Below are 20,418 nucleotides of genomic sequence, written 5' to 3' on the forward strand. Positions count from 1 at the left end.
GAGGTATACGAATTGTTAGACGCAATAGGGAATTTTTTAGGTATTATACTTAGCTTTATAGTAAATATAGTTAATGACTATGCTTGGTCAATAATCATATTCACTATATTAGTTAGATTATGTCTTCTGCCTTTAATGGTAAAACAAATCAAGTCAACTAAGGCAACGCAAGATATTCAACCTAAAATAAAGGAAATTCAAGAAAAATATAAGAATAAGCCAGAAAAACAACAAGAAGAAATAATGAAGCTTTGCAAGGATGCAAAAATAAATCCTATGGCAGGATGCTTGCCGATGTTTATACAATTACCAATATTAATGGGGTTATTTGCACTATTAAGAAATCCTGTTTCATATGGGGTGTTTCCTAATGAAGCGGCATATCATGCTGCTAACCACGGATTCTTATGGATTTCAAGTGTATCACAAACGCATAACTTAAGTTTAGGTATACTATCTGGTATAAGTGCTTACTTCATGCAAAAATCTATGGCAACAACTGATGAGTCTCAAGCTCAAATGATGAAATCGATGACGATAGTAATGACAGCTATGTCTTTCTGGTGGGGATATACGTATGAAGCGGGTCTTGCACTTTATTGGACAATGAGTAATATATTCTCAATAGCACAATACTATTTAGTAACAAGTCCTTTAAAAGCTAAGATGGCTAACTCTGAGGAGGAAGTAGTTAAAGATGAAAAATCAAGCGATAGAAAATCAAACAAAAAAGAACAATCAAACAGACAATCAAAAAAGTCTGGAACTAAGAAGTAAGTCACAAGAAGAAGCAATACAAAAAGCAATTGAGCAATTAAATGTAGATAAAGAAGATATCGAAGATATAAAAGTTGAAGTTATTGAAGAACCAAGTAAAGGATTCTTAGGTTTTATAGGAGCTAAAGATGGACTTTATAAAATAACTTTAATTGAAAAACAAATAGAAATAAAAGAAATTGATATAGCAAAAGAGTTTATAGAAACAATGTTACATAATGCAAAAGTAAATGCTGATGTAATAGCTACTCAAGAAGATAATTTAATAAAAATTAATATCAAAGGAAAAGAAGCAACATGTCTAATAGGTAGACGTGGTGAAACTTTAGATGCTGTTCAATTCTTAACTGGTTTAGCTCTTAATAAAATAAATAAAGATTCTCACTGTAGAGTACTAGTAGATATAGAAAACTACAGAGAAAAAAGAGAACAATCTTTAATTAGATATGCTAACAAAGTAGCTAGAGAAGTAGCTAAAACTAAAAAAACTAAAAAATTAGACTATATGAATCCATATGAGAGAAGAATAGTTCACTCAGCACTTCAAAATGATAAGTATGTAATTACTTACAGTGAAGGAACAGATCCATATAGAAGATTAGTAATAGAGTATAAAAGATAATTTGAAAACCTCCTAAGATATAGGGGGTTTTCTTTTTAAGTAGTATTTTTTAAAATATTTTTACTAGATATTTATAGAATTTTTAAATTAGGTATAAAATGTTAATAAGTGTTGATATAATATTCAATTGAGTTTGAGTTAAAAATGTTAAAATAGAGATTGTAAAATTTAAATAGAAAATATAATTAGAAATTTAAGAGGTGATAATTTTGTTTATAGATGATACAATAGCAGCTATTGCCACTGCCCCAGGTGAAGGTGGTATAGGAATAATAAGAATAAGCGGAAGCAACTCATTACCAGTTGCAGAAGAAATATTTAAATCAGTATCGGGTAAAAAAATAAGTGAATATAATCTTAGAACATTAATATATGGAAATATATTTGATGGAGAAAAAAGAATAGATGAAGTTTTAGTAGCTTATATGAAAGGACCTAACTCATACACAGGTGAAGACGTAATAGAAATAAATTGCCACGGTGGATTTATTTCAGTTAAAAAAATATTAGAACTAATATTAACTAAAGATGTTAGATTAGCAGAAGCTGGTGAATTTACAAAGAGAGCATTCTTAAACGGAAGAATAGATTTATCTCAAGCTGAAGCTGTTATAGACGTAATAAAATCAAAAACAGATAAAGCACAAGAAGTTGCTCAAAATCACTTAGAAGGAGCTTTAGCTAAAAAAATAAGAAGTCTTAGAAATAATGTTACAGAAGTTCTGGCACAATTAGAAGTTTCTATAGATTTCTCTGATGAAGATGTAGAAGATGTTACTTATAAAGAAATAGAAGACAAATCTTTAGCATTAAGAGATGAAATTAAAAAGTTATATGATTCAGCTGAGAGCGGTAAAATTCTTAGAGATGGACTAAAAACAGTAATAATCGGTAAACCAAATGTAGGTAAATCATCATTATTAAACTCTATCTTAGGAGAAAATAGAGCTATCGTAACAGAAATAGCAGGGACTACAAGAGATGTTATAGAAGAGTTCGTAAACATCAAAGGTATTCCACTAAAAATAGTAGATACTGCAGGTATAAGAGAAACAGAAGATATAGTTGAAAAAATAGGTGTTCAAAAATCTAAAGAATCTATAGATTCAGCAGATTTAGTTATAATAGTTTTAGATTCATCAAAACCATTAACTGATGAAGATTTAGAAATACTAGAAAATGCGAGAAGTAAAAAGACAATAGTATTATTAAATAAAATAGACTTAGAACAAGCTATAGACCAAACTGTAATTGAAGAAATTGTAGGAAAAGATAATATAATAAAAATTTCAGCACTTAAAAATGAAGGAATTGAGCAAATACATGATAAAATAGAGGCGATGGTATTTGCCGGAGATGTTAAGAGTTCTTCAAGTGTTGTTATAACAAACTCAAGACATAAAGATGCATTATTTAAAGCTTATAACTCAATAAATGATGCTATAGCTGGAATAGATCAAAGATTACCATATGATTTCATAGAAGTAGACTTTAAAAATATTTGGGACTACTTAGGATATATAAATGGAGATACAGTACAAGAAGACTTACTAGATACAATCTTCAGCAACTTCTGTATAGGAAAATAACAATTAATATTTTAAAACAAGATATAAATTATTTATAGACAGGAAAACAAATCTAAAAAATATATTTATATCTTGTTGATTTTAAATACTATAAGTTTATAATTTATAGATGTGTAATAAACTATGTGAAATAGAAATGTTCCCCGTGGAACATTTTTAGAAAGGAGCAATAATGATAACATTTGATGCAGGAAATTATGATGTAATCGTAGTTGGTGCAGGACATGCAGGATGTGAAGCTGCATTAGCTTCAGCTAGAATGGGATGTAAAACATTAATGGTTACATTAACACTAGATTCAATAGGAATGATGCCTTGTAACCCATCAATAGGTGGAACAGGAAAAGGACAATTAGTTAAAGAAGTAGATGCCCTAGGTGGAGAAATGGGAATTAACATAGATAAAACTTTTATACAAAGTAGAATGTTAAATACTGCAAAAGGACCGGCAGTACACTCACTAAGAGCACAAGCAGATAAATTTAAATATCATACAGAAATGAAAAAAACTCTAGAAAATGAACCAAATCTAGAAATAGTAATGGATGAGGTTGTTGATTTAATTAATGACGGAAACGTAATAAAAGGTGTTATAACTAGAATGGGATGTAAATATCATTCTAAAGCAGTTATATTAGCAACTGGAGTTTACTTAAATTCATTAATTTATATAGGTGAAGTAACATTAAACGAAGGACCTAATGGATTAGGTTATGCAGAAAGATTAACTGATAAATTAGTTGATTTAGGATTAGATATGAGAAGATTCAAAACTGGTACACCAGCAAGAATCCACAGAGATAGTATAGATTTCTCAGAAATGGTACCTCAAGAAGGTGATGAAAAAGTAACTCCATTCTCATTTATGAGTGATGATTTAAAAATAGACCAAGTATCTTGTTACTTAGCAAGAACTAACTTAGATACACATAAAGTTATAATGGACAACATAAACAGATCAGCTATGTATAGTGGAAAAATAAACAGTACAGGGCCAAGATACTGTCCATCAATAGAAGATAAAGTTGTTAGATTCAACGATAAAGAATCACATCAAACATTTATCGAGCCAGAAGGTTTAGATACAAAAGAAATGTATATTCAAGGTATATCTACAAGTTTACCATATGAAGTACAACTTCAAATGTATAGAAGTATGAAAGGTCTTGAAAACTGTAAAATAATGAGACCTGCATATGCAATAGAATATGATTGCTTAAATCCAACACAATTAAAAGCTTCACTAGAAATAAAAGTTACAGAAAACTTATTCAGTGCAGGACAATTTAATGGTACATCAGGATATGAAGAAGCAGCAGCTCAAGGACTTATGGCTGGTATAAATGCAGCAAGAAAAATACAAGGAAAAGAACCATTTATATTAGATAGATCAGAAGCATATATAGGTGTTCTAATAGACGACTTAATAACTAAAGGAACTAATGAACCTTATAGAATGATGACATCAAGAGCAGAATATAGACTTTACTTAAGACAAGATAATGCTGATATGAGACTTACTGAAAAAGGATATGAAATAGGTCTTGCAAGCCAAGAAAGATATGATAGATTCTTAGCTAAAAAAGCATTAGTAGAAGCTGAATTAGAAAGATTAAAAACTGAAAGAGTTACACCAAAAGAAGTAAACGAATTATTAGCACAAAAAGGTGCATCAGAAATAAAAGTAGGTTTATCTTTATATGACTTCTTAAAAAGACCAGAAGTAACTTATGACTTATTAGAACAAATAGGTAAAGGTGCATCAGAAGAAGTTCCTTATGATGTAAAAGAACAATGTGTGATAATGTCTAAGTATGAAGGATATATAGATAAACAATTAAAACAAATAGATCAATTTAAAAAATTAGAAAAGAAAAAACTACCAGAAGATATAGATTATTCAACAATAGAAGGTCTTAGAATAGAAGCAAGACAAAAACTTAATGATATAAAACCATTATCAATAGGTCAAGCATCTAGAATATCAGGAGTTTCTCCTGCTGATATATCTGTATTACTTATCTATCTTGAACAAATGAGAAGAACAAGAGGTGGAAATAATGAGTAATATAGAAATACTAAGACAAGGTATAGAAGACTTTGGAATAGAGGCTAGCGATAAAATGCTAGCTGATTTCCAAAAGTATAAAGAGATATTAGTTGAATGGAATCAAAAAATGAACCTAACAGGAATAGAAGATGAAAAGGAGGTTTTCATAAAACATTTCTTAGATTCTGTATCTGCTGTTACAAAAGGTTATATAAAAAATGGAATGTCTTTAATTGATGTTGGAACAGGAGCAGGATTCCCAGGAATGCCTCTAAGAATCTGTTTACCAGAATTAAAAGTAACATTACTTGATTCTTTAAATAAAAGAATTAACTTCTTACAAGAAGTAGCAAATCAATTAGATATAGATGATATAGAATTTATTCATGGAAGAGCTGAAGATTTCGGTAAAAGTGAAGAATATAGAGAATGTTTTGATATAGCAACAGCTAGAGCTGTAGCTGGATTACCTGCACTTATGGAGTTTTGTGTTCCATTTGTAAAAGTAGGCGGATACTTTGTTTGTCTAAAAGGACCAAATGCTAATTTAGAATTAGAAGAATCTAAAAAAGCTATGGAAGCATTAGGTTTAGAATATATCGAAAAAATAGATATAAAACTACCAGAAATAGATTTAGATCATAATATATTAGTATTTAAAAAAGTTAAAAATACACCAAGTAAGTATCCTAGAAAAGCAGGAAAAGTTACTAAAAATCCTATAAAATAATATATAATGCTTTGAAGACCAAAAATATAAAGGATTACAACATAAAATGAAGAATAATATTCTTAAAGAAAGTTGATAAATAGAGACGGAGATTGTTTAATCAAATCATAACAATGGAATCAGTTTAAATCTAAAAAATAGTTATAAATGAAAGAGGTATGTTATGGAAGAGAAAATAGTTATACAAATACCGATAGAAGAAATAGTCCCAAATCCATATCAACCAAGAAGAGTATTTTCTGAAAAGTCATTAGAAGAGTTAAAAAATTCAATTGAAAGTTATGGAGTATTACAACCGATTACTGTAAGAAAGAAAAATGAAAAGTTTGAATTGGTTGCAGGAGAGAGAAGACTTAGAGCTGCAAAGCTGGCTAACTTAAAAACAATACCTGCTATAGTACATGAAGTATCTGATGAAACATCAGCCGTATTAGCATTATTGGAAAATCTGCAAAGAGAAGATTTAAATTTTATAGAAGAGGCTTTGGGCTATGAGAATTTAATAAAAGAGCATAATTTCACTCAACAACAATTAGCTGAAAAACTAGGTAAAAATCAATCTACAATTGCTAATAAGTTGAGAATATTGAAATTGCCAGAATCTATAAAAGAATCATTAGTCCAAAACGGACTTACAGAAAGACACGCACGTGCGTTACTTAAATTACCTAACGAGGAATTAATGAGTCAAGTTGTATCAAAAATAATTAAAAATGAATTGACTGTTAAAAAGACAGAAAAGCTTGTAAAAGATATTTTGGATAATATAGAAGCAAAAGAAGACACAGAAAAAAAACAAAATATTAAATGCTCAATGAGCATAAGGATATATCTTAACACATTAAAACAGGCTTATGATGCTATACTAAATACAGGCATAGAAGCTAAATATAATGAAATAGATAAGGGAGATTATATGGAAGTAGTCGTTAAAATCCCGAAAAAATAGAATTACTGCATAGCAGTAATTTTTTTTTAAACAAAGACAATTTATAATCTAAATTACTTAAAAATTATAGGAGGATATAATTTAATGTTAGAACAAGAATTAAATAAAAACGCAAATTTATTAACTGATGAAAATCAAACTCAAATTGTAAATGTAAAAATATCTGATATATATCCAAATAATACTCAACCGAGAATACATTTTGATGAAGATAAAATAATCGCATTATGTGAATCTATAAAAAAACATGGCGTACTTCAACCGATTGTGTTGAGAAAAGACGAAGATGGTAAATATATGATTATTGCTGGAGAAAGAAGATATAGAGCAAGTATTATGGCAAAAAAACAAGAAATACCTGCAATAATAAAAAATATACCTATTAAAGAAGTAATGGAAATTGCCTTAGTTGAAAATCTTCAAAGAGAAAATTTAAATATAATAGAAGAAGGAAAAGCATATAAAAATTTAATAGAAGAATATCATTCTACACAAGAAGAAATAGCAGAATTAGTAGGTAAAAGTAGACCATATATAACTAATACAATGAGATTATTGAACTTGTCTGAAGAAGTTAAAAAATACATAGAATTAAATAAAATTTCTCCAGGGCATGGAAAGGCGTTACTAAGGGTTAGTGACGAAATGAAACAGATTGAATTAGCACAAAGAATAATAAATGAAAATCTATCAGTAAGAAAGACAGAAGAGATAGTAAAAAATATAGTAGAAGATAAAAAAATTAAAAATAAATTAAAAGAAAAAGATATATTCATTAAAGATATAGAAGAAAGATTAATGAATACTTTAGGGACTAAAGTTAATATATCTTCTGGTAAGAAAAAAGGAAAAATAGAGATAGAATATTATACAGATGAAGATTTAAATGATATAATAGATAGACTTTTAGAGGAATAAATTATAAAAATTATGTAAATATATATTTTTTAAAATAGGGATATAGTGATAAAATAAGAAGAGTTCCTTTAAAAGGAAAATAAAAATTACATTTTTATTATGAACATAATTATAATATAGCGAGGAAAGTGGATATTTTATAAGATAGAATACTTAATTAATATATATAATTATATTTTAATTAATAAAAATATAGATTAAAATATAGTGAATTACTGTTTCTAATTAAAAAAATAGAATTTTTAGAAAAAAATGTAATCAAGGGTGATGTAATTAATGTAAGTATAAGTTATAATTATATTATAATTAGTAATAATAAATAATGTTAAAGTGGGTGAGATATATGAACATATTGAGTTTGGGGGAAAAGATAAAAAAGCTCAGAAAAGAAAAAAATATGACATTAAAGGAATTGGCAGGGGACAGAATAACAGCTGCACAAATAAGTCATATAGAAAGGGATAAATACCATACAAGTTATGAACTTTTAGAATACTTATCTGAACGACTAGATGTCAGTATAGATTATCTATTGGAGACAAAAGAAATGCAATCTAAAAAAATTACTGACAATTTGATTTTACAAAGCGAAATATATATAAAAAGAGATGCGTTAGATGAAGCTGAAAAAGAAATACACGAAATCATTGAAATATGTGAAGAGTATGGCCTTTCTGAGAATTATGGTAAATGTAATTATTTATTAGGAGATATCTATCTAAAAAGAAAAGATGGTGCAACAGCAAACTTTTACTTTGAGAAAGCATTATTCTATTTTATAAAAAATGATGATAAAAAGAGAATATTCCAATGCTATATGAATATAGCAAATATATACTTTGATGAAGAATTCTATCAAGTATCTTTAACAAATTATTATTTTGCTAAAGATATATTAGAAGAAATTAATATAGATGATCCAGATACATACAAAGAACTATACAGCAAAATATCTAAATGTTATATGAAACTAAATGATAGTGAAAAATCACTAGAATTTATTGAAAAGATAGGTAATATAGATAATGATTATTCGTCAGAACAAGAAATAGAACTATTAGTTTTAAAAGCTAAAAAACTATTAGCTGAAGGAGAATATGTAAAATCAAAAGATTATTTTGCTAAGGCTTTAAAAATAATAGAAAAAGAAGAAAATAAAGATAAGTTAGCTCAAATATACTTAACAGTCGGAAGTATTTATGCAGAGATGGGAGATAATGAAAAATTCTTAGAGTATTCAGAGAAAGTATATGACATAAAGAAAAATGATACAGATGAATACATGATGAATAGTTTATATAACATTATCCAATCGTATATAGATGCAGACGATTTTGAAATGGCTAAGAAATATTCTAAATTGGCACTAGCAGCAGCAATAAAAAATAAAAGTAAATATGATGAATATAAAGCTTTAAAATACTATTGTGATATATATAAATACAAAGGAGAAACTGATATATCTATAGAATACCTTATAAAATGTATAGAAATAGTTTCTAAATTAGACGAAGAGAAAATCTTAGGAAACTTATATATAGAACTAGGTCAATTATACTCAGGAATATCAAAAGAAAAAGAATTAGAATGTTACCAAAAGGGTATAACTATATTTAAAGATTTAGAAATAATATAATAATAAACAAAAAAGCTAGACTCATTGAGTCTAGTTTTTGTAATTTATATAAGATACGAATATAATTCAGAATATTGAGTGAAAAATAAAAAAATATATGATAATATGATTATGAAAAATTAATTAAGAAAGGAGTATGCTAAAATAAAGGAATTTTAGCAACTAAAGCACTATGAATGAAATGTATATAATATCATTTAATTCTACACATCAAGCTATAAAATGTGATAAGCTTTTTGGTAAAAATGAAATGGATTATACAGTTTTACCTACACCAAGAGAAATCACTCAAAGTTGTGGTATGTCTATAGCATTTGCAATAGAAGATATAGATAATATAAAAGAAATTATTAATCAAAATCAAATTGAATACAAAGGAATATACAAAATATATAAGCAAGATGGAAAAAAACAAGTAGAAGAAATTAATTAAGAGGGGGAATATCATATGCCATTAAGTCTTAATATAGGAGATACTGTTGAACTAAAAAAACAACATGCTTGCGGTTGTAAAGAATTTGAAATAATTAGAGTTGGAATGGATATTAAAATAAAATGTAAAAATTGTGGAAGGCTTATCATGCTAGATAGACCAACACTAGAAAAAAGAACGAAAAAAGTAATTCCAAAAAGTGAATAAAATATTAGTATAAATATACAAAAAATGATTAAAAATAGAATTGTAAGAAAAAGTGAGTAACTACAAAAAAATCTTGATATATTTATCTAATGGTGATAAAATAGACAAGTATGAGATTTAATTCTCATTTCTCTGCTCTAAGAAGTAGAGCCGTTAAGTCCAAAGGGAGGTGAAAAAGAATGAAAAATTATGAATTAGTTTATGTTGTAAAACCAAATTCTGATGATGAAACAAAAGAAAGTGTTTTAAACAAAATAAAAGACGTTATTTCTTCAAATGGTGAAGTAGAAAAAGTTGATACATGGGGAAATAAGAAATTAGCTTACCAAATAGCTAAATTCTCAGAAGGTTTCTATGTATTAGTTAACTTTAAGTCTGGTGTTGAAGTTCCAAAAGAATTAGACAGAAACTTAAAGATAAACGAAAACGTAATAAGACATATGATCGTGGTTGCATAATTAATGCTTAGTCCAATAGATTTATAAGGAGGTCGCATTATGAACCATGTAGTTTTAATTGGAAGATTAACAAAGGATCCAGAACTAAGATATATACCTGGTACTGGAACACCTGTTGCTACATTTACTCTTGCAATTGATAGAGAATACACTAAGAAAGACGGAACAAAAGAAACAGATTTCATACCTGTAGAAGTTATAGGTAAGTCAGCTGAGTTCTGCGCAAACTATATATCAAAAGGTAGATTAGTTGCAGTTCAAGGAAATCTTAGAGTAGATAGATATCAAACTCAATCAGGAGAAAACAGAACTTTCACTAAAGTAAGTTCAAGAAGCGTACAAGCTTTAGATAGCAATAGAGGAAAATCGGAAAATCCATATGTTGAAAGTCATCAAGGGTCACAAGCAGGTTTTGAACCAAGCTTTGAGCCAACTCAAGGATTAGATCCTAATGGTTTTCAAGCTATAGATGACGATGATATACCATTTTAAGGAAAAGGAGGAATAACACAGATGATAAACAAAAAAAGACGTAAAAAGAGAAGAGTTTGTCAATTCTGCGCATCAAAAGACGCTAGAATAGATTACAAAAACACTCAAAGATTACAAAAGTACATCACTGAGAGAGGTAAAATATTACCAAGAAGAATATCAGGTACTTGTGCAAAACATCAAAGAGAATTAACAGTGGCAATAAAAAGAGCTAGAAACTTAGCACTTTTACCATACACTTTAGACTAATAAAAGTAAGCCTTCCATTGAAATATCAAGGAAGGCTTTTTTAATAACTACTTCACAAAAATAAGATACAATATTGCTGTTAAGTAGTATAATTCGACTAGAAAAAACATCATTTAAAGAACCATTTTTTAAATGATATAATAATATATGTGTTATAATATGTTTATATATTTGATAGTTGCAAATTCACAAAAACTTTATATTTATACTCAAAATTAAATTTTGCGATTATTATAAAAATAAATTGCAAAGATAAGAATGTAATTACATATTGTTTATTGAATTATTATAAATACAATAATTAATTACTAAAAATACTTATATAATTTATTTTTAAGGTTAAATAATATAAAGGAGGGTAAAGTTGTGAGGATTGATAGGAATACTGATATTACAAAAAACATGAAATTAATAGAATGGATGAAAAACGAGCTATTAATGAGTGTTAGTGAATTATTTAATGTTTTATTCAAAGGTGTAAGATCAGCGGATGAGGGACTTCAAGATATATTAGCAAATATTATAATGATAACTTATCTTTTAGCAAAAAGACTAGGAATAAGTTTTAATGAAATAGACTATAAAATAAAAGAAAAAACTTCATTAGGGATAAAAGAAGATCACAGTATAGAAAAATGGTATGGAGATTTAACCAATTTAAAAAATCATATTGAAAACAGGGAGTGATTATAAATTGAATAAAAAAATAACATTACCTCAGACGATAGTAATAACATTATTTACTATAATAATGATATTAGTTGCGGTTAATATACCAGCATTGAGTATATTAACAATTAGTGTTTCTTCATTGTTTGTGGTAATTGCTGCATTATCAGACACTAAAGGTATTTTCATATCTTTTGCTATGGTAATTTTGGGGCTAATTTTCTTTATTGACCCGGTATATATTTTTGATATTTGTCTAAATTTTGTTATACCAGGGATAATAATAGGTATAATTACTAGAAACATATTAAACTATAAGGAAGATAATAAATATAACCCTATTTTTATGGGGACTATTGCATTTATACTTGGATTAATTGCAAATTATTTAGTATCAAAATACTTATTTAATATTAATATGTTAGAAGAATTCACTTCTGTTATGAAAGCACAATTATCAACACAAATTAGTGTAATACAAGAATCTGTATCAAATCTGGCTTCAATGCCAAACATTACAGAGGAGTCAATAATACAAACAGTGTTAAATATTATGCCATTAATACTATTTTCTAGGGCTATAATATTAGCTATACTTACATATTTCTTAGCTATATTCACCTTAAAGAAAATAAGAAAAAATAATATAAAAGAAACTCTAAAAGGAATTAAGTTTTCTCGATTTTATTTACCGGGAAATGCTGTATTAACTTCGTTTGTTTTATATATACTTATAATGTTAATTGAAATATTAAATATCCCATTATATACAGATTTAATATTAGTAAACTTAGAATTAATATTCTATATATTATTCCTTATACAAGGAGTATCTGTGGCTATATTCTTCACAAAAAAATGGCTTAAAGCAGGTCATGTAATAAAATTCATATTAGGAATAATAGCTGTAAGTATAGTAGGAATTATGGGAATTTCTATATTAGGAATGGTAGATAGTATATTCGATTTTAGAAAAGTAAAAAGTTGTGAATTAATATAGGAGGATAAATATGAGGAATAAGCCAAATTTTAAAATAAATATGCCAGAAATAAATGCTTATATATTGATAATAGGGATAATGAGTATACTGCTTCTTGCTTACAATTTATACTTAGGAGGCTTATTTTTCTTTGGATTCATATATATAGTCTTTCACAACTGGAGAATCGCTAATTTTAGAAAAAAGGAATGGAATAAATATATTCAGAATTTGTCGTTAGATATGGATGAAACAACAAAAAAAGCTATAATGAATTTACCAATTCCTCTTTGTATATTAGAATTCGACGGGAATATAAATTGGTATAACAATAAGTTTTATGAAATGACAGGTTCACCAGATTTATTAGGTGAAAATATAGATAATATAATACCAAACTTAGATTTAAGAAAAGTTTTAAATGAGAATAAAGAAATGTATACTGATGTTGAATATAAAGATAGACAGTATACTGTTGTTTATAATGTTATAAAAAATGAACAAAATGACAATGCAAAATATCTAATGATGTTATATTGGATGGATAAAACTGAATATTTACAACTAAAACAACAATATGAAGATGATAAAAATGTAATTATGTTAATTCAAGTTGATGAATATGATGAAGTTTTAAAAAGTGCTCCAGAAGAAAAGAGATCTTTAATAACAGTTGAATTGGAACGTATCTTTACATCTGTTTTTGAAAATGAACTTAAAGGGGCAATCAAAAAAACATCTAAAGATAAATATGTCTTTTTCACTAGAGAAAAAGAATTAAAAAAACTACAAGAAAATAAATTCGCTATATTGGATACTATAAGAAATATAAACTGTGAGAATACTCTTCCAGTTACTATAAGTATAGGAGTTGGTAGAGAAGGTGATTCTTTATATAAAGATTTGCAACGTGCAAACGGTGCATTAGATTTAGCGTTAGGTAGAGGTGGAGACCAAGCTGTTGTTAAAACTCAAGACAAATTCGAGTTTTATGGTGGAAAGTCAAAAGCAGTAGAAAAAACTACAAAAGTTAAATCTAGATTAATAGGATATGCACTTAAAGAAGTAATCTCACAAAGTAATAATATATACATTATGGGACATAAATATCCAGATTTAGATGCGATGGGTGCAGCTGTAGGTATATTTGACATATGTAAATCTTGTGGTAAATCAGCCAATATAGTATTAGACCAAGTTAACGATTCTATAGAAGAATTCGTTAAGAGAGTAAAGAAACAGGAATATTACAAAGGTCTATTTATAACATGTGAGGAAGCCATAAAAAACTGCAACAAAGATACAGTTGTAATTGTTGTGGATACTCATAGGCCAAGCTATACAGAATGCCAAGAATTATTAAATATTGCTAAAAAGGTAATAGTAATAGACCATCATAGAAGAGGTGTGGAATTTATAAAAGATACAGTTTTATTATTCCATGAAATATATGTATCATCTACATGTGAAATGGTAACAGAACTTATTCAGTATTTAGAAGAAGATGTTAAGATAAATAAATTAACAGCAGAAGGCTTGCTTGCAGGAATTAACTTAGATACAAAATTCTTTGCATTTAAGACAGGTGTAAGAACTTTTGAAGCTGCATCATACTTGAAAAAAATCGGTGCAGATACTGTTGAAACTAAGATGTTATTTAAATCAAATGTAGAAGATTTTATTGCTAGAGCTGATATTATAAAAAATACTAAAATAATAAATAAAAGAATTTGTATAGCTTATTCTGAATCAGAAATAAGCAATATAAATGTGGTCATAGCTAAGGCAGCTGATGAACTTTTAAATATTAAAAATGTTGAAGCTTCTTTTATCCTAGGACACAAAAATGACACAGTATTTATAAGTGCGAGGTCATTAGGACAAATCAACGTTCACGTACTCATGGAAAAGCTAGGAGGCGGCGGACATATAGATATAGCTGGTGCTCAACTTAAAAATGTAACACTAAATCAAGCTTATAAAAAGGTGCATCAGATAATAGAAGAATATTTAGAGGAGGAAAATCAATGAAAGTAATATTATTAAAAGACGTTAAAGGCACAGGAAAAAAAGGTGAGGTTAAAGAAGTAAGTGATGGTTATGCAAGAAACTTCTTACTACCTAAAAAAATGGCAAAATTAGCAGATAACCAAGCTGTTAAAGAATTAAAAGAACAAAATAAATCAGCAGAAATAAAAGCTCAAAAAGAGTATGAAGAAGCTGTTGAATTAGGCGATAAAATGAAAGAAATGAATATAGAAATATATTCAAAAGCAGGAGAAGGCGGAAGATTATTCGGTTCTATAACTGCAAAAGAAATAGCTGAACAACTTAAAAAACAAAAAGGTATAACAGTAGATAAAAGAAAAGTACTTTTAAATGAACCAATAAGAGTATTAGGTTCTAGATTCGTTGAAATAAAAATTCATCAAAAAGTTGTTACAAAAATAAGAGTAGACATTAAAGAAAAATAAACCTGAACTTGAGGTGATAAATAATGGAGGATAATACAAGAATTCCTCCACATAGTGTGGAAGCAGAACAGTCCGTATTAGGATCTATATTACTAGATAAAGATGCTATGATAAGTGTTTCAGAAACATTAATACCAGAAGATTTTTATAAAGAAGCACATAGAGTAATTTATGAATGTATGCTGAAACTTTATAACAATCAATCTGAAATTGACTTAATAACATTAGCAGATGAACTAAGAGATCAGGGGTATTTAGATGATATAGGAGGAATAGCATATATAACAAGCTTATCGACGATTGTTCCTACAACATCTAATATAAAATACTATATAAATATAGTAAAAGAAAAATCTATATCTAGACAATTAATATCAGCAGCAAATGATATTATAAATTTAGGTTATGATAGCTCTACAAAAGTTGAAGACGTTTTAGAAAATGCAGAGAAAAAGATTTTTGATATATCTCAAGAGAGAACAACTAATGATTTTCAGCCGATAAATCAAGTTTTAACAGAAACTCTTTCTATGCTAGAAAAATTATATGAAGAAAAAAGCGATGTTACAGGATTAACTACGGGATTTAGAGATTTAAATAAAAAAATAAATGGTCTTCAAAGATCGGATTTGTTACTAATAGCGGCACGTCCTGCTATGGGTAAAACAGCATTTGCACTTAACTTAGTACAAAATGCAGCCTTAAAAGGTGATGCATCAGTTGCAGTATTTAGTCTCGAGATGTCGAAGGAACAGCTTGTTCAACGTATGGTAGCAGCTCAATCTAGTGTAGAATTAAAGAAAATCAAGACCGGAACACTAGCTGCCAATGATTGGCCAAGAATAACAGATGGTATGGCAGTATTATCGGGAGCGAAAATTCATATAGATGATACACCAGGTATAAAAATATCTGAATTAAGATCAAAATGTAGAAAGTTGAAAATAGAAAAGGGATTAGATTTAGTATTGATAGACTACTTACAGCTTATGGAAGGTGAAGGCCATAACGAAAGTAGACAACAAGAAATTGCTAAGATATCTAGATCGTTGAAAATATTAGCTAAAGAATTGGATTGTCCAGTTGTTGCATTATCTCAGTTATCAAGAGCCCCAGAACAAAGGGCAGATCATAGACCGATGCTTTCAGACTTGAGAGAATCAGGTTCTATAGAACAGGATGCCGATATAGTAATGTTTTTATATAGGGACGAATATTATAATCCAGATACAGAAAGAAAAAATATCGGTGAGGTTATTGTGGCTAAAAACAGACATGGAGAAACTGGAACAGTTGAACTAGTTTGGTTTGGTGAAATACAAAAATTTGCCGATAAAATGAGAGAAGAATAAAACTAAAAAAATATATATATTTATAAAAATTGTAAATATTAAAATAAAGAAACTAAAAAATTATACACAATATCCACAGGCTTCTGTTGATAATTGTGTATAATTTTTGTTGATAAATTTTCTAATTATCAAAAAATACAAATTAAATTATTTCTCTTTTAAATAAAGTTGCAATAAAATCGAATGTTTGATAAACTAATAGACGTAAGTGTTCGAAAATTAATAATAATTTATATAGAGGTGAACGTATGAAAACAGTAGCAATAGTAGGCTCTCAATGGGGAGACGAAGGAAAAGGTAAAGTAATAGATTTCTTAGCTACTCAAGCAGATGTAGTAATAAGAGCTCAAGGTGGAAATAACGCTGGACATACTATAGTTGTAGATGGGAAAAAATTCGCATTAAGATTAATACCATCTGGGATATTAAATCCAAACACTATAAATGTTATAGGAAACGGTATAGTATTTGATCCAAAAGGATTCTTTGAAGAACTTGAAATGTTACAAGAAAACGGCATAGATACAAAGAATATAAAAGTAAGTGATAGAGCTCACATAATATTCCCATACCACAAAGAACTTGATGGTTTAGCAGAAGAAGCAAGAGGCGATAACAAAATAGGAACTACTAAAAGAGGTATAGGTCCTTGCTATATGGATAAAACTGAAAGATCTGGTATAAGAATATGCGACTTAATGGATAAAGAAGTATTTGCTAAAAAATTAAAAGGTCAAGTAGATGCAAAAAATAAAATAGTTAAAGGTGTATATGATAAAGAAGCAGATATGTTCAACTACGATGAAATATATGCTGAATTCATGGAATACGCAGAAAAATTAAGACCATTTGTTGCTGATACAACTGTAATAGTTTATGATGCAATAAAAGCTGGTAAAAAAGTTTTATTTGAAGGAGCACAAGGTACTTTACTAGACTTAGATTTAGGAACATACCCATTCGTTACTTCTTCTCACCCAACATCAGGTGGATTCGCAGTTGGTGCTGGTGTAGGTCCAAACATGATAAAAGACGTTGTTGGTATAGTTAAAGCTTATACTACAAGAGTTGGTGAAGGGCCATTCGTTACTGAACAATTAAACGAAATAGGTGACCAAATAAGAATAAAAGGTCATGAATTCGGTACAGTAACAGGTAGATCAAGAAGATGTGGATGGTTCGATGCTGTTGTTGTTAAATATGCAGCTAGAACAAACGGTTTAACTAGTATAGCATTCATGTTATTAGATGTATTAACTGGATTCGAAGAAATACAAGTATGTACAGCTTACAAATGTGGAGATGAAATATTAGAAAACTTCCCAGCTTCATTAGAACAATTAGCTAAATGTGAACCTGTTTATGAAACAATGCCAGGTTGGACAGAAGATATAACTAAAGTTGAAAAATACGAAGATCTTCCAGAAAACGCTAAAAAATATATAACAAGAATAGAAGAGTTAATAGGTGTTAACGTAGACTTAGTTTCAGTTGGACCAAACAGAGCTCAAACTATAATAAGAAAAAATGTATTCGATAAATAATATCTAAATTATTTAAGCATTAATATAAAATAAAAAGGATGTATCATTAGATTAGAATCTAAATGGTACATCCTTTTTTTAATCAAATTTACTTTCCCATCTTAAATCTTTTCCAACAAATTTAACTAATGTAAATTTATCAAAAATTCTAGATGAGATTCTTTCTGTATAAGTTTCAGCTAATTTTCCAAGGGAGAAATTAGTTGATATTATAGTTTTCTTTTTATTTAAAAGTCTAGTATTTAATATCATAAATAATTCACTGACTGTAAAAGTATTAGTAAGCTCAGTACCAAGGTCGTCGATTATTAATAAATCACATTCAAATAAATTATTGTAGTTTTCTTTTGATATAGAATTATTTATATTATGGAATTTGTATTCTTCTATAATTTCAAACATTTTAAATGATGTTTGATATATAACCGTAAATCCTTTGTCTAATAATGCTTTTGCAATGCAATTTGACATAAAGGTTTTTCCTAAACCTGTATCTCCATAGAATAATAGATTTTCTTCATTATCTTTAGTGAAATTCTGCACAAACATTTCACATATTGCTGATATTTCAAGTATATTTTGTTTTGATGATATATTTAGTTCTGGTATTATATCATCTGAAAATAGAGAAAGATCTAATGTATTAAAGTTTTGTGTTTTGAAGTTTCTTGATATATTGGACATTTTATAATATTCATTTATAAGAGCTTGTTTAAAACAATTGCATTTCTCTCCGTTTTTTAAAAATCCAGTATCTTCGCATATAGGACATTCATATTGAATTTCTAAATCATGTTCAGGGATATTATGCATTTTTAAGAAGTTTTGTTTTTCTTCTTTTAACGAGTTTATATCTTCTCTACACTTAGCCAATAAATTTTCTTTATCAGGAGAAGTAGATAAAACTAATCTCATCATTTTTAGTCCAACATTAGTTATTTCATCGTCGATTTTTTCTATTTCCGGAAACTTGTTATATATTCTCTTTTTTCTTTCTTCAAATTCATATTCTGCCTTATCTCTTTTCTTTTGGTACGAAAAAAGAATTTCTCTTACTGCTGAGTCTTTCAATTAATTAATCACCTACTTTGCTTTTTTTGAATTTTGAACTTTGAGTAATTTTGCTTCTAACTCATCTTCAGAATATTTTCTGAAGTGCTCATTAAAACTATTGTGATATCTAGTAACTACCTTTGGAGCTCTATCTTTACTATAGTTAGTATTGTTGTTGTAATTATAAGTTTTAGTTTCTTTTTTCTTTTGATTTTCTTCTTTTTCTTTTTGTTTACTAGCTTTAAATTCAGCTTCTTCTTTTTCAACATCTTCTATAGTCGTTATATCTTTAGAGTACCAATTTTCCATTATACCATTTATATAAGATATAGACGGATTTGGGGTATTTATACTCTTAGAACATGCATATGATATTAATTCTTGACTAAAATTGTATTTATCAATCCAGATATCTATAATTTCTTTTTCTGAATCTGTTGGTTGTCTATTAGAGAAACCAAGTTGATTTAAGATGCTGCGATAAATGGAATATCTGTCTTTTCTAGCTACAAAACTATTTTTAGCATCCTCAACAGAAATTATATTTGCATCATACCAATTTCTCAGTACACTTTCAACATAATTTAAAGGTTTAGGATTGCCGTTTTTTTGTTCTTTACTATATTCATAGGCATAGACTACTAAGTCAGGAGTTAAATTATATTCATTAATAAGCTCTAGGATTTTCATATTTTCACTTGGAACTAAAGGTCTTCCTATTATTTTATTTATAGAATTAAACATTCTGACAATACTAGGATTATTTCTAGCCTCTAAAAGTTTATCTGTATCTGATTGGACTGGAGCAACAGTTTTATTATTATCAATATTATTCATATAAAAATCTCTTAAATTTACAAATTCAATTGAAAAATCAAAGTCATCTTCAACATCATTTTTATGTATTTTTACTAGTTTTTGTTGTTCCCAATACTTCCAAGCATTGATTACATCTGATAAGGGAACCCCTAAATTTTTAGCCAATGAAATATTATTAAAATTTGGATTGGCCTTAGGATCACATGCTTGTCGATAGCCTAAAAGATAAACTTGTACGTATAATCCATTAGCCATAGGCATAAATATATCTATGAAGATATTAGAGATTATAGTATCTCCAGAATCTTTTTTATTAACTTCTTTAAAAAACATTTCATCACCTCAGATAAATTATAACATAAGACATTATAGTTTTATCTTTGAACTAAAAAAAAAAAATATGCATGTAAAATGGGA

The 20,418-nt window shown here is 27.9% G+C and carries 21 protein-coding genes; 19 read left to right on the forward strand and 2 right to left on the reverse strand.

The window, feature by feature from the left end; genetic code table 11:
• The first annotated feature begins 12 nt into the window (after positions 1-12).
• From ABCM86_RS11925 to ABCM86_RS12015, 19 genes are all read left to right on the forward strand, one after another.
• Entirely contained in the window at positions 13-777 is a 765-nt protein-coding gene (locus tag ABCM86_RS11925; protein WP_195930061.1) for a YidC/Oxa1 family membrane protein insertase, read from the forward strand.
• Complete coding sequence (gene jag / locus ABCM86_RS11930) at positions 698-1,399, forward strand: RNA-binding cell elongation regulator Jag/EloR (protein ID WP_195930062.1); 702 nt, start codon at positions 698-700, stop codon at positions 1,397-1,399. Before ABCM86_RS11925 ends, jag begins: the two co-directional genes overlap by 80 nt.
• Before the next feature lie 209 nt (positions 1,400-1,608).
• On the forward strand, positions 1,609-2,988 hold the full coding sequence (gene mnmE / locus ABCM86_RS11935; protein ID WP_295677272.1) for a tRNA uridine-5-carboxymethylaminomethyl(34) synthesis GTPase MnmE: 1,380 nt from the start codon (positions 1,609-1,611) through the stop codon (positions 2,986-2,988).
• A 175-nt stretch (positions 2,989-3,163) separates the two neighbouring features.
• Entirely contained in the window at positions 3,164-5,056 is a 1,893-nt protein-coding gene (gene mnmG, locus ABCM86_RS11940; protein ID WP_195930067.1) for a tRNA uridine-5-carboxymethylaminomethyl(34) synthesis enzyme MnmG, read from the forward strand.
• The gene (gene rsmG / locus ABCM86_RS11945; RefSeq protein WP_195930064.1) at positions 5,049-5,768 is read left to right on the forward strand and encodes a 16S rRNA (guanine(527)-N(7))-methyltransferase RsmG; all 720 of its coding nucleotides are present in this window, start codon (positions 5,049-5,051) and stop codon (positions 5,766-5,768) included. The genes mnmG and rsmG overlap by 8 nt, the downstream gene beginning before the upstream one ends.
• Before the next feature lie 163 nt (positions 5,769-5,931).
• Entirely contained in the window at positions 5,932-6,717 is a 786-nt protein-coding gene (gene noc, locus ABCM86_RS11950; protein ID WP_295573005.1) for a nucleoid occlusion protein, read from the forward strand.
• A gap of 84 nt (positions 6,718-6,801) precedes the next feature.
• Positions 6,802-7,635 (forward strand): ParB/RepB/Spo0J family partition protein, encoded by an 834-nt coding sequence (locus ABCM86_RS11955; protein WP_195930065.1) that lies wholly within the window; start codon positions 6,802-6,804, stop codon positions 7,633-7,635.
• A 343-nt stretch (positions 7,636-7,978) separates the two neighbouring features.
• Positions 7,979-9,271 (forward strand): helix-turn-helix domain-containing protein, encoded by a 1,293-nt coding sequence (locus ABCM86_RS11960; protein ID WP_343004064.1) that lies wholly within the window; start codon positions 7,979-7,981, stop codon positions 9,269-9,271.
• 172 nt (positions 9,272-9,443) lie between these two features.
• Positions 9,444-9,704 carry a DUF3343 domain-containing protein gene (locus ABCM86_RS11965; RefSeq protein WP_195929915.1) on the forward strand — a complete coding sequence of 87 codons (261 nt, stop codon included), beginning with the start codon at positions 9,444-9,446 and terminating at the stop codon, positions 9,702-9,704.
• A 15-nt stretch (positions 9,705-9,719) separates the two neighbouring features.
• Complete coding sequence (locus tag ABCM86_RS11970; RefSeq protein WP_295573015.1) at positions 9,720-9,911, forward strand: DUF951 domain-containing protein; 192 nt, start codon at positions 9,720-9,722, stop codon at positions 9,909-9,911.
• Positions 9,912-10,090: 179 nt separating this feature from the next.
• Positions 10,091-10,369, forward strand: a complete 279-nt coding sequence (rpsF, locus tag ABCM86_RS11975) for a 30S ribosomal protein S6 (protein ID WP_195929913.1) — start codon at positions 10,091-10,093, stop codon at positions 10,367-10,369.
• A 39-nt stretch (positions 10,370-10,408) separates the two neighbouring features.
• The gene (gene ssb / locus ABCM86_RS11980) at positions 10,409-10,861 is read left to right on the forward strand and encodes a single-stranded DNA-binding protein (protein ID WP_195929912.1); all 453 of its coding nucleotides are present in this window, start codon (positions 10,409-10,411) and stop codon (positions 10,859-10,861) included.
• Between the two features lie 21 nt (positions 10,862-10,882).
• Positions 10,883-11,110, forward strand: coding sequence for a 30S ribosomal protein S18 (gene rpsR / locus ABCM86_RS11985; RefSeq protein WP_007285221.1), 228 nt, complete (start codon positions 10,883-10,885; stop codon positions 11,108-11,110).
• Positions 11,111-11,476: 366 nt separating this feature from the next.
• The gene (locus tag ABCM86_RS11990) at positions 11,477-11,797 is read left to right on the forward strand and encodes a MazG-like family protein (RefSeq protein ID WP_195929911.1); all 321 of its coding nucleotides are present in this window, start codon (positions 11,477-11,479) and stop codon (positions 11,795-11,797) included.
• 7 nt (positions 11,798-11,804) lie between these two features.
• Complete coding sequence (locus tag ABCM86_RS11995; RefSeq protein ID WP_195929910.1) at positions 11,805-12,779, forward strand: DUF2232 domain-containing protein; 975 nt, start codon at positions 11,805-11,807, stop codon at positions 12,777-12,779.
• A gap of 10 nt (positions 12,780-12,789) precedes the next feature.
• The gene (locus ABCM86_RS12000) at positions 12,790-14,790 is read left to right on the forward strand and encodes a DHH family phosphoesterase (RefSeq protein ID WP_195929909.1); all 2,001 of its coding nucleotides are present in this window, start codon (positions 12,790-12,792) and stop codon (positions 14,788-14,790) included.
• Entirely contained in the window at positions 14,787-15,233 is a 447-nt protein-coding gene (rplI, locus tag ABCM86_RS12005; protein WP_195929908.1) for a 50S ribosomal protein L9, read from the forward strand. The genes ABCM86_RS12000 and rplI overlap by 4 nt, the downstream gene beginning before the upstream one ends.
• A gap of 23 nt (positions 15,234-15,256) precedes the next feature.
• Positions 15,257-16,585 (forward strand): replicative DNA helicase, encoded by a 1,329-nt coding sequence (gene dnaB / locus ABCM86_RS12010; protein ID WP_195929907.1) that lies wholly within the window; start codon positions 15,257-15,259, stop codon positions 16,583-16,585.
• Between the two features lie 248 nt (positions 16,586-16,833).
• Positions 16,834-18,129: an adenylosuccinate synthase gene (locus tag ABCM86_RS12015; protein ID WP_195929906.1), complete on the forward strand. Its 1,296-nt coding sequence runs from the start codon at positions 16,834-16,836 to the stop codon at positions 18,127-18,129.
• A 78-nt stretch (positions 18,130-18,207) separates the two neighbouring features.
• Here ABCM86_RS12015 and ABCM86_RS12020 read toward each other — a convergent pair whose 3' ends face one another.
• Together ABCM86_RS12020 and ABCM86_RS12025 are read right to left on the reverse strand one after the other, a co-directional pair.
• Positions 18,208-19,200 carry an ATP-binding protein gene (locus tag ABCM86_RS12020; protein ID WP_195929905.1) on the reverse strand — a complete coding sequence of 331 codons (993 nt, stop codon included), beginning with the start codon at positions 19,198-19,200 and terminating at the stop codon, positions 18,208-18,210.
• A 12-nt stretch (positions 19,201-19,212) separates the two neighbouring features.
• Positions 19,213-20,334, reverse strand: a complete 1,122-nt coding sequence (locus ABCM86_RS12025; protein ID WP_343004065.1) for a DnaD domain protein — start codon at positions 20,332-20,334, stop codon at positions 19,213-19,215.
• Positions 20,335-20,418 lie beyond the last annotated feature (84 nt).

It is taken from the genome of Clostridium sp. 2218st1_F5_2218SCRN_220325 (assembly GCF_039062665.1).
Lineage (GTDB): Bacteria > Bacillota > Clostridia > Peptostreptococcales > Peptostreptococcaceae > Intestinibacter.

Bases quoted from the DNA above. Each gene is read 5' to 3' on its own strand.
- jag (WP_195930062.1), top strand. From the start codon at position 698: ATGAAAAATCAAGCGATAGAAAATCAAACAAAAAAGAACAATCAAACA.
- rsmG (WP_195930064.1), top strand. From the start codon at position 5,049: ATGAGTAATATAGAAATACTAAGACAAGGTATAGAAGACTTTGGAATA.
- noc (WP_295573005.1), top strand. From the start codon at position 5,932: ATGGAAGAGAAAATAGTTATACAAATACCGATAGAAGAAATAGTCCCA.
- ABCM86_RS11955 (WP_195930065.1), top strand. From the start codon at position 6,802: ATGTTAGAACAAGAATTAAATAAAAACGCAAATTTATTAACTGATGAA.
- ABCM86_RS11960 (WP_343004064.1), top strand. From the start codon at position 7,979: ATGAACATATTGAGTTTGGGGGAAAAGATAAAAAAGCTCAGAAAAGAA.
- ABCM86_RS11965 (WP_195929915.1), top strand. From the start codon at position 9,444: ATGAATGAAATGTATATAATATCATTTAATTCTACACATCAAGCTATA.
- ABCM86_RS11970 (WP_295573015.1), top strand. From the start codon at position 9,720: ATGCCATTAAGTCTTAATATAGGAGATACTGTTGAACTAAAAAAACAA.
- rpsF (WP_195929913.1), top strand. From the start codon at position 10,091: ATGAAAAATTATGAATTAGTTTATGTTGTAAAACCAAATTCTGATGAT.
- ssb (WP_195929912.1), top strand. From the start codon at position 10,409: ATGAACCATGTAGTTTTAATTGGAAGATTAACAAAGGATCCAGAACTA.
- rpsR (WP_007285221.1), top strand. From the start codon at position 10,883: ATGATAAACAAAAAAAGACGTAAAAAGAGAAGAGTTTGTCAATTCTGC.
- ABCM86_RS12000 (WP_195929909.1), top strand. From the start codon at position 12,790: ATGAGGAATAAGCCAAATTTTAAAATAAATATGCCAGAAATAAATGCT.
- rplI (WP_195929908.1), top strand. From the start codon at position 14,787: ATGAAAGTAATATTATTAAAAGACGTTAAAGGCACAGGAAAAAAAGGT.
- dnaB (WP_195929907.1), top strand. From the start codon at position 15,257: ATGGAGGATAATACAAGAATTCCTCCACATAGTGTGGAAGCAGAACAG.
- ABCM86_RS12015 (WP_195929906.1), top strand. From the start codon at position 16,834: ATGAAAACAGTAGCAATAGTAGGCTCTCAATGGGGAGACGAAGGAAAA.
- ABCM86_RS12025 (WP_343004065.1), bottom strand. From the start codon at position 20,334: ATGTTTTTTAAAGAAGTTAATAAAAAAGATTCTGGAGATACTATAATC.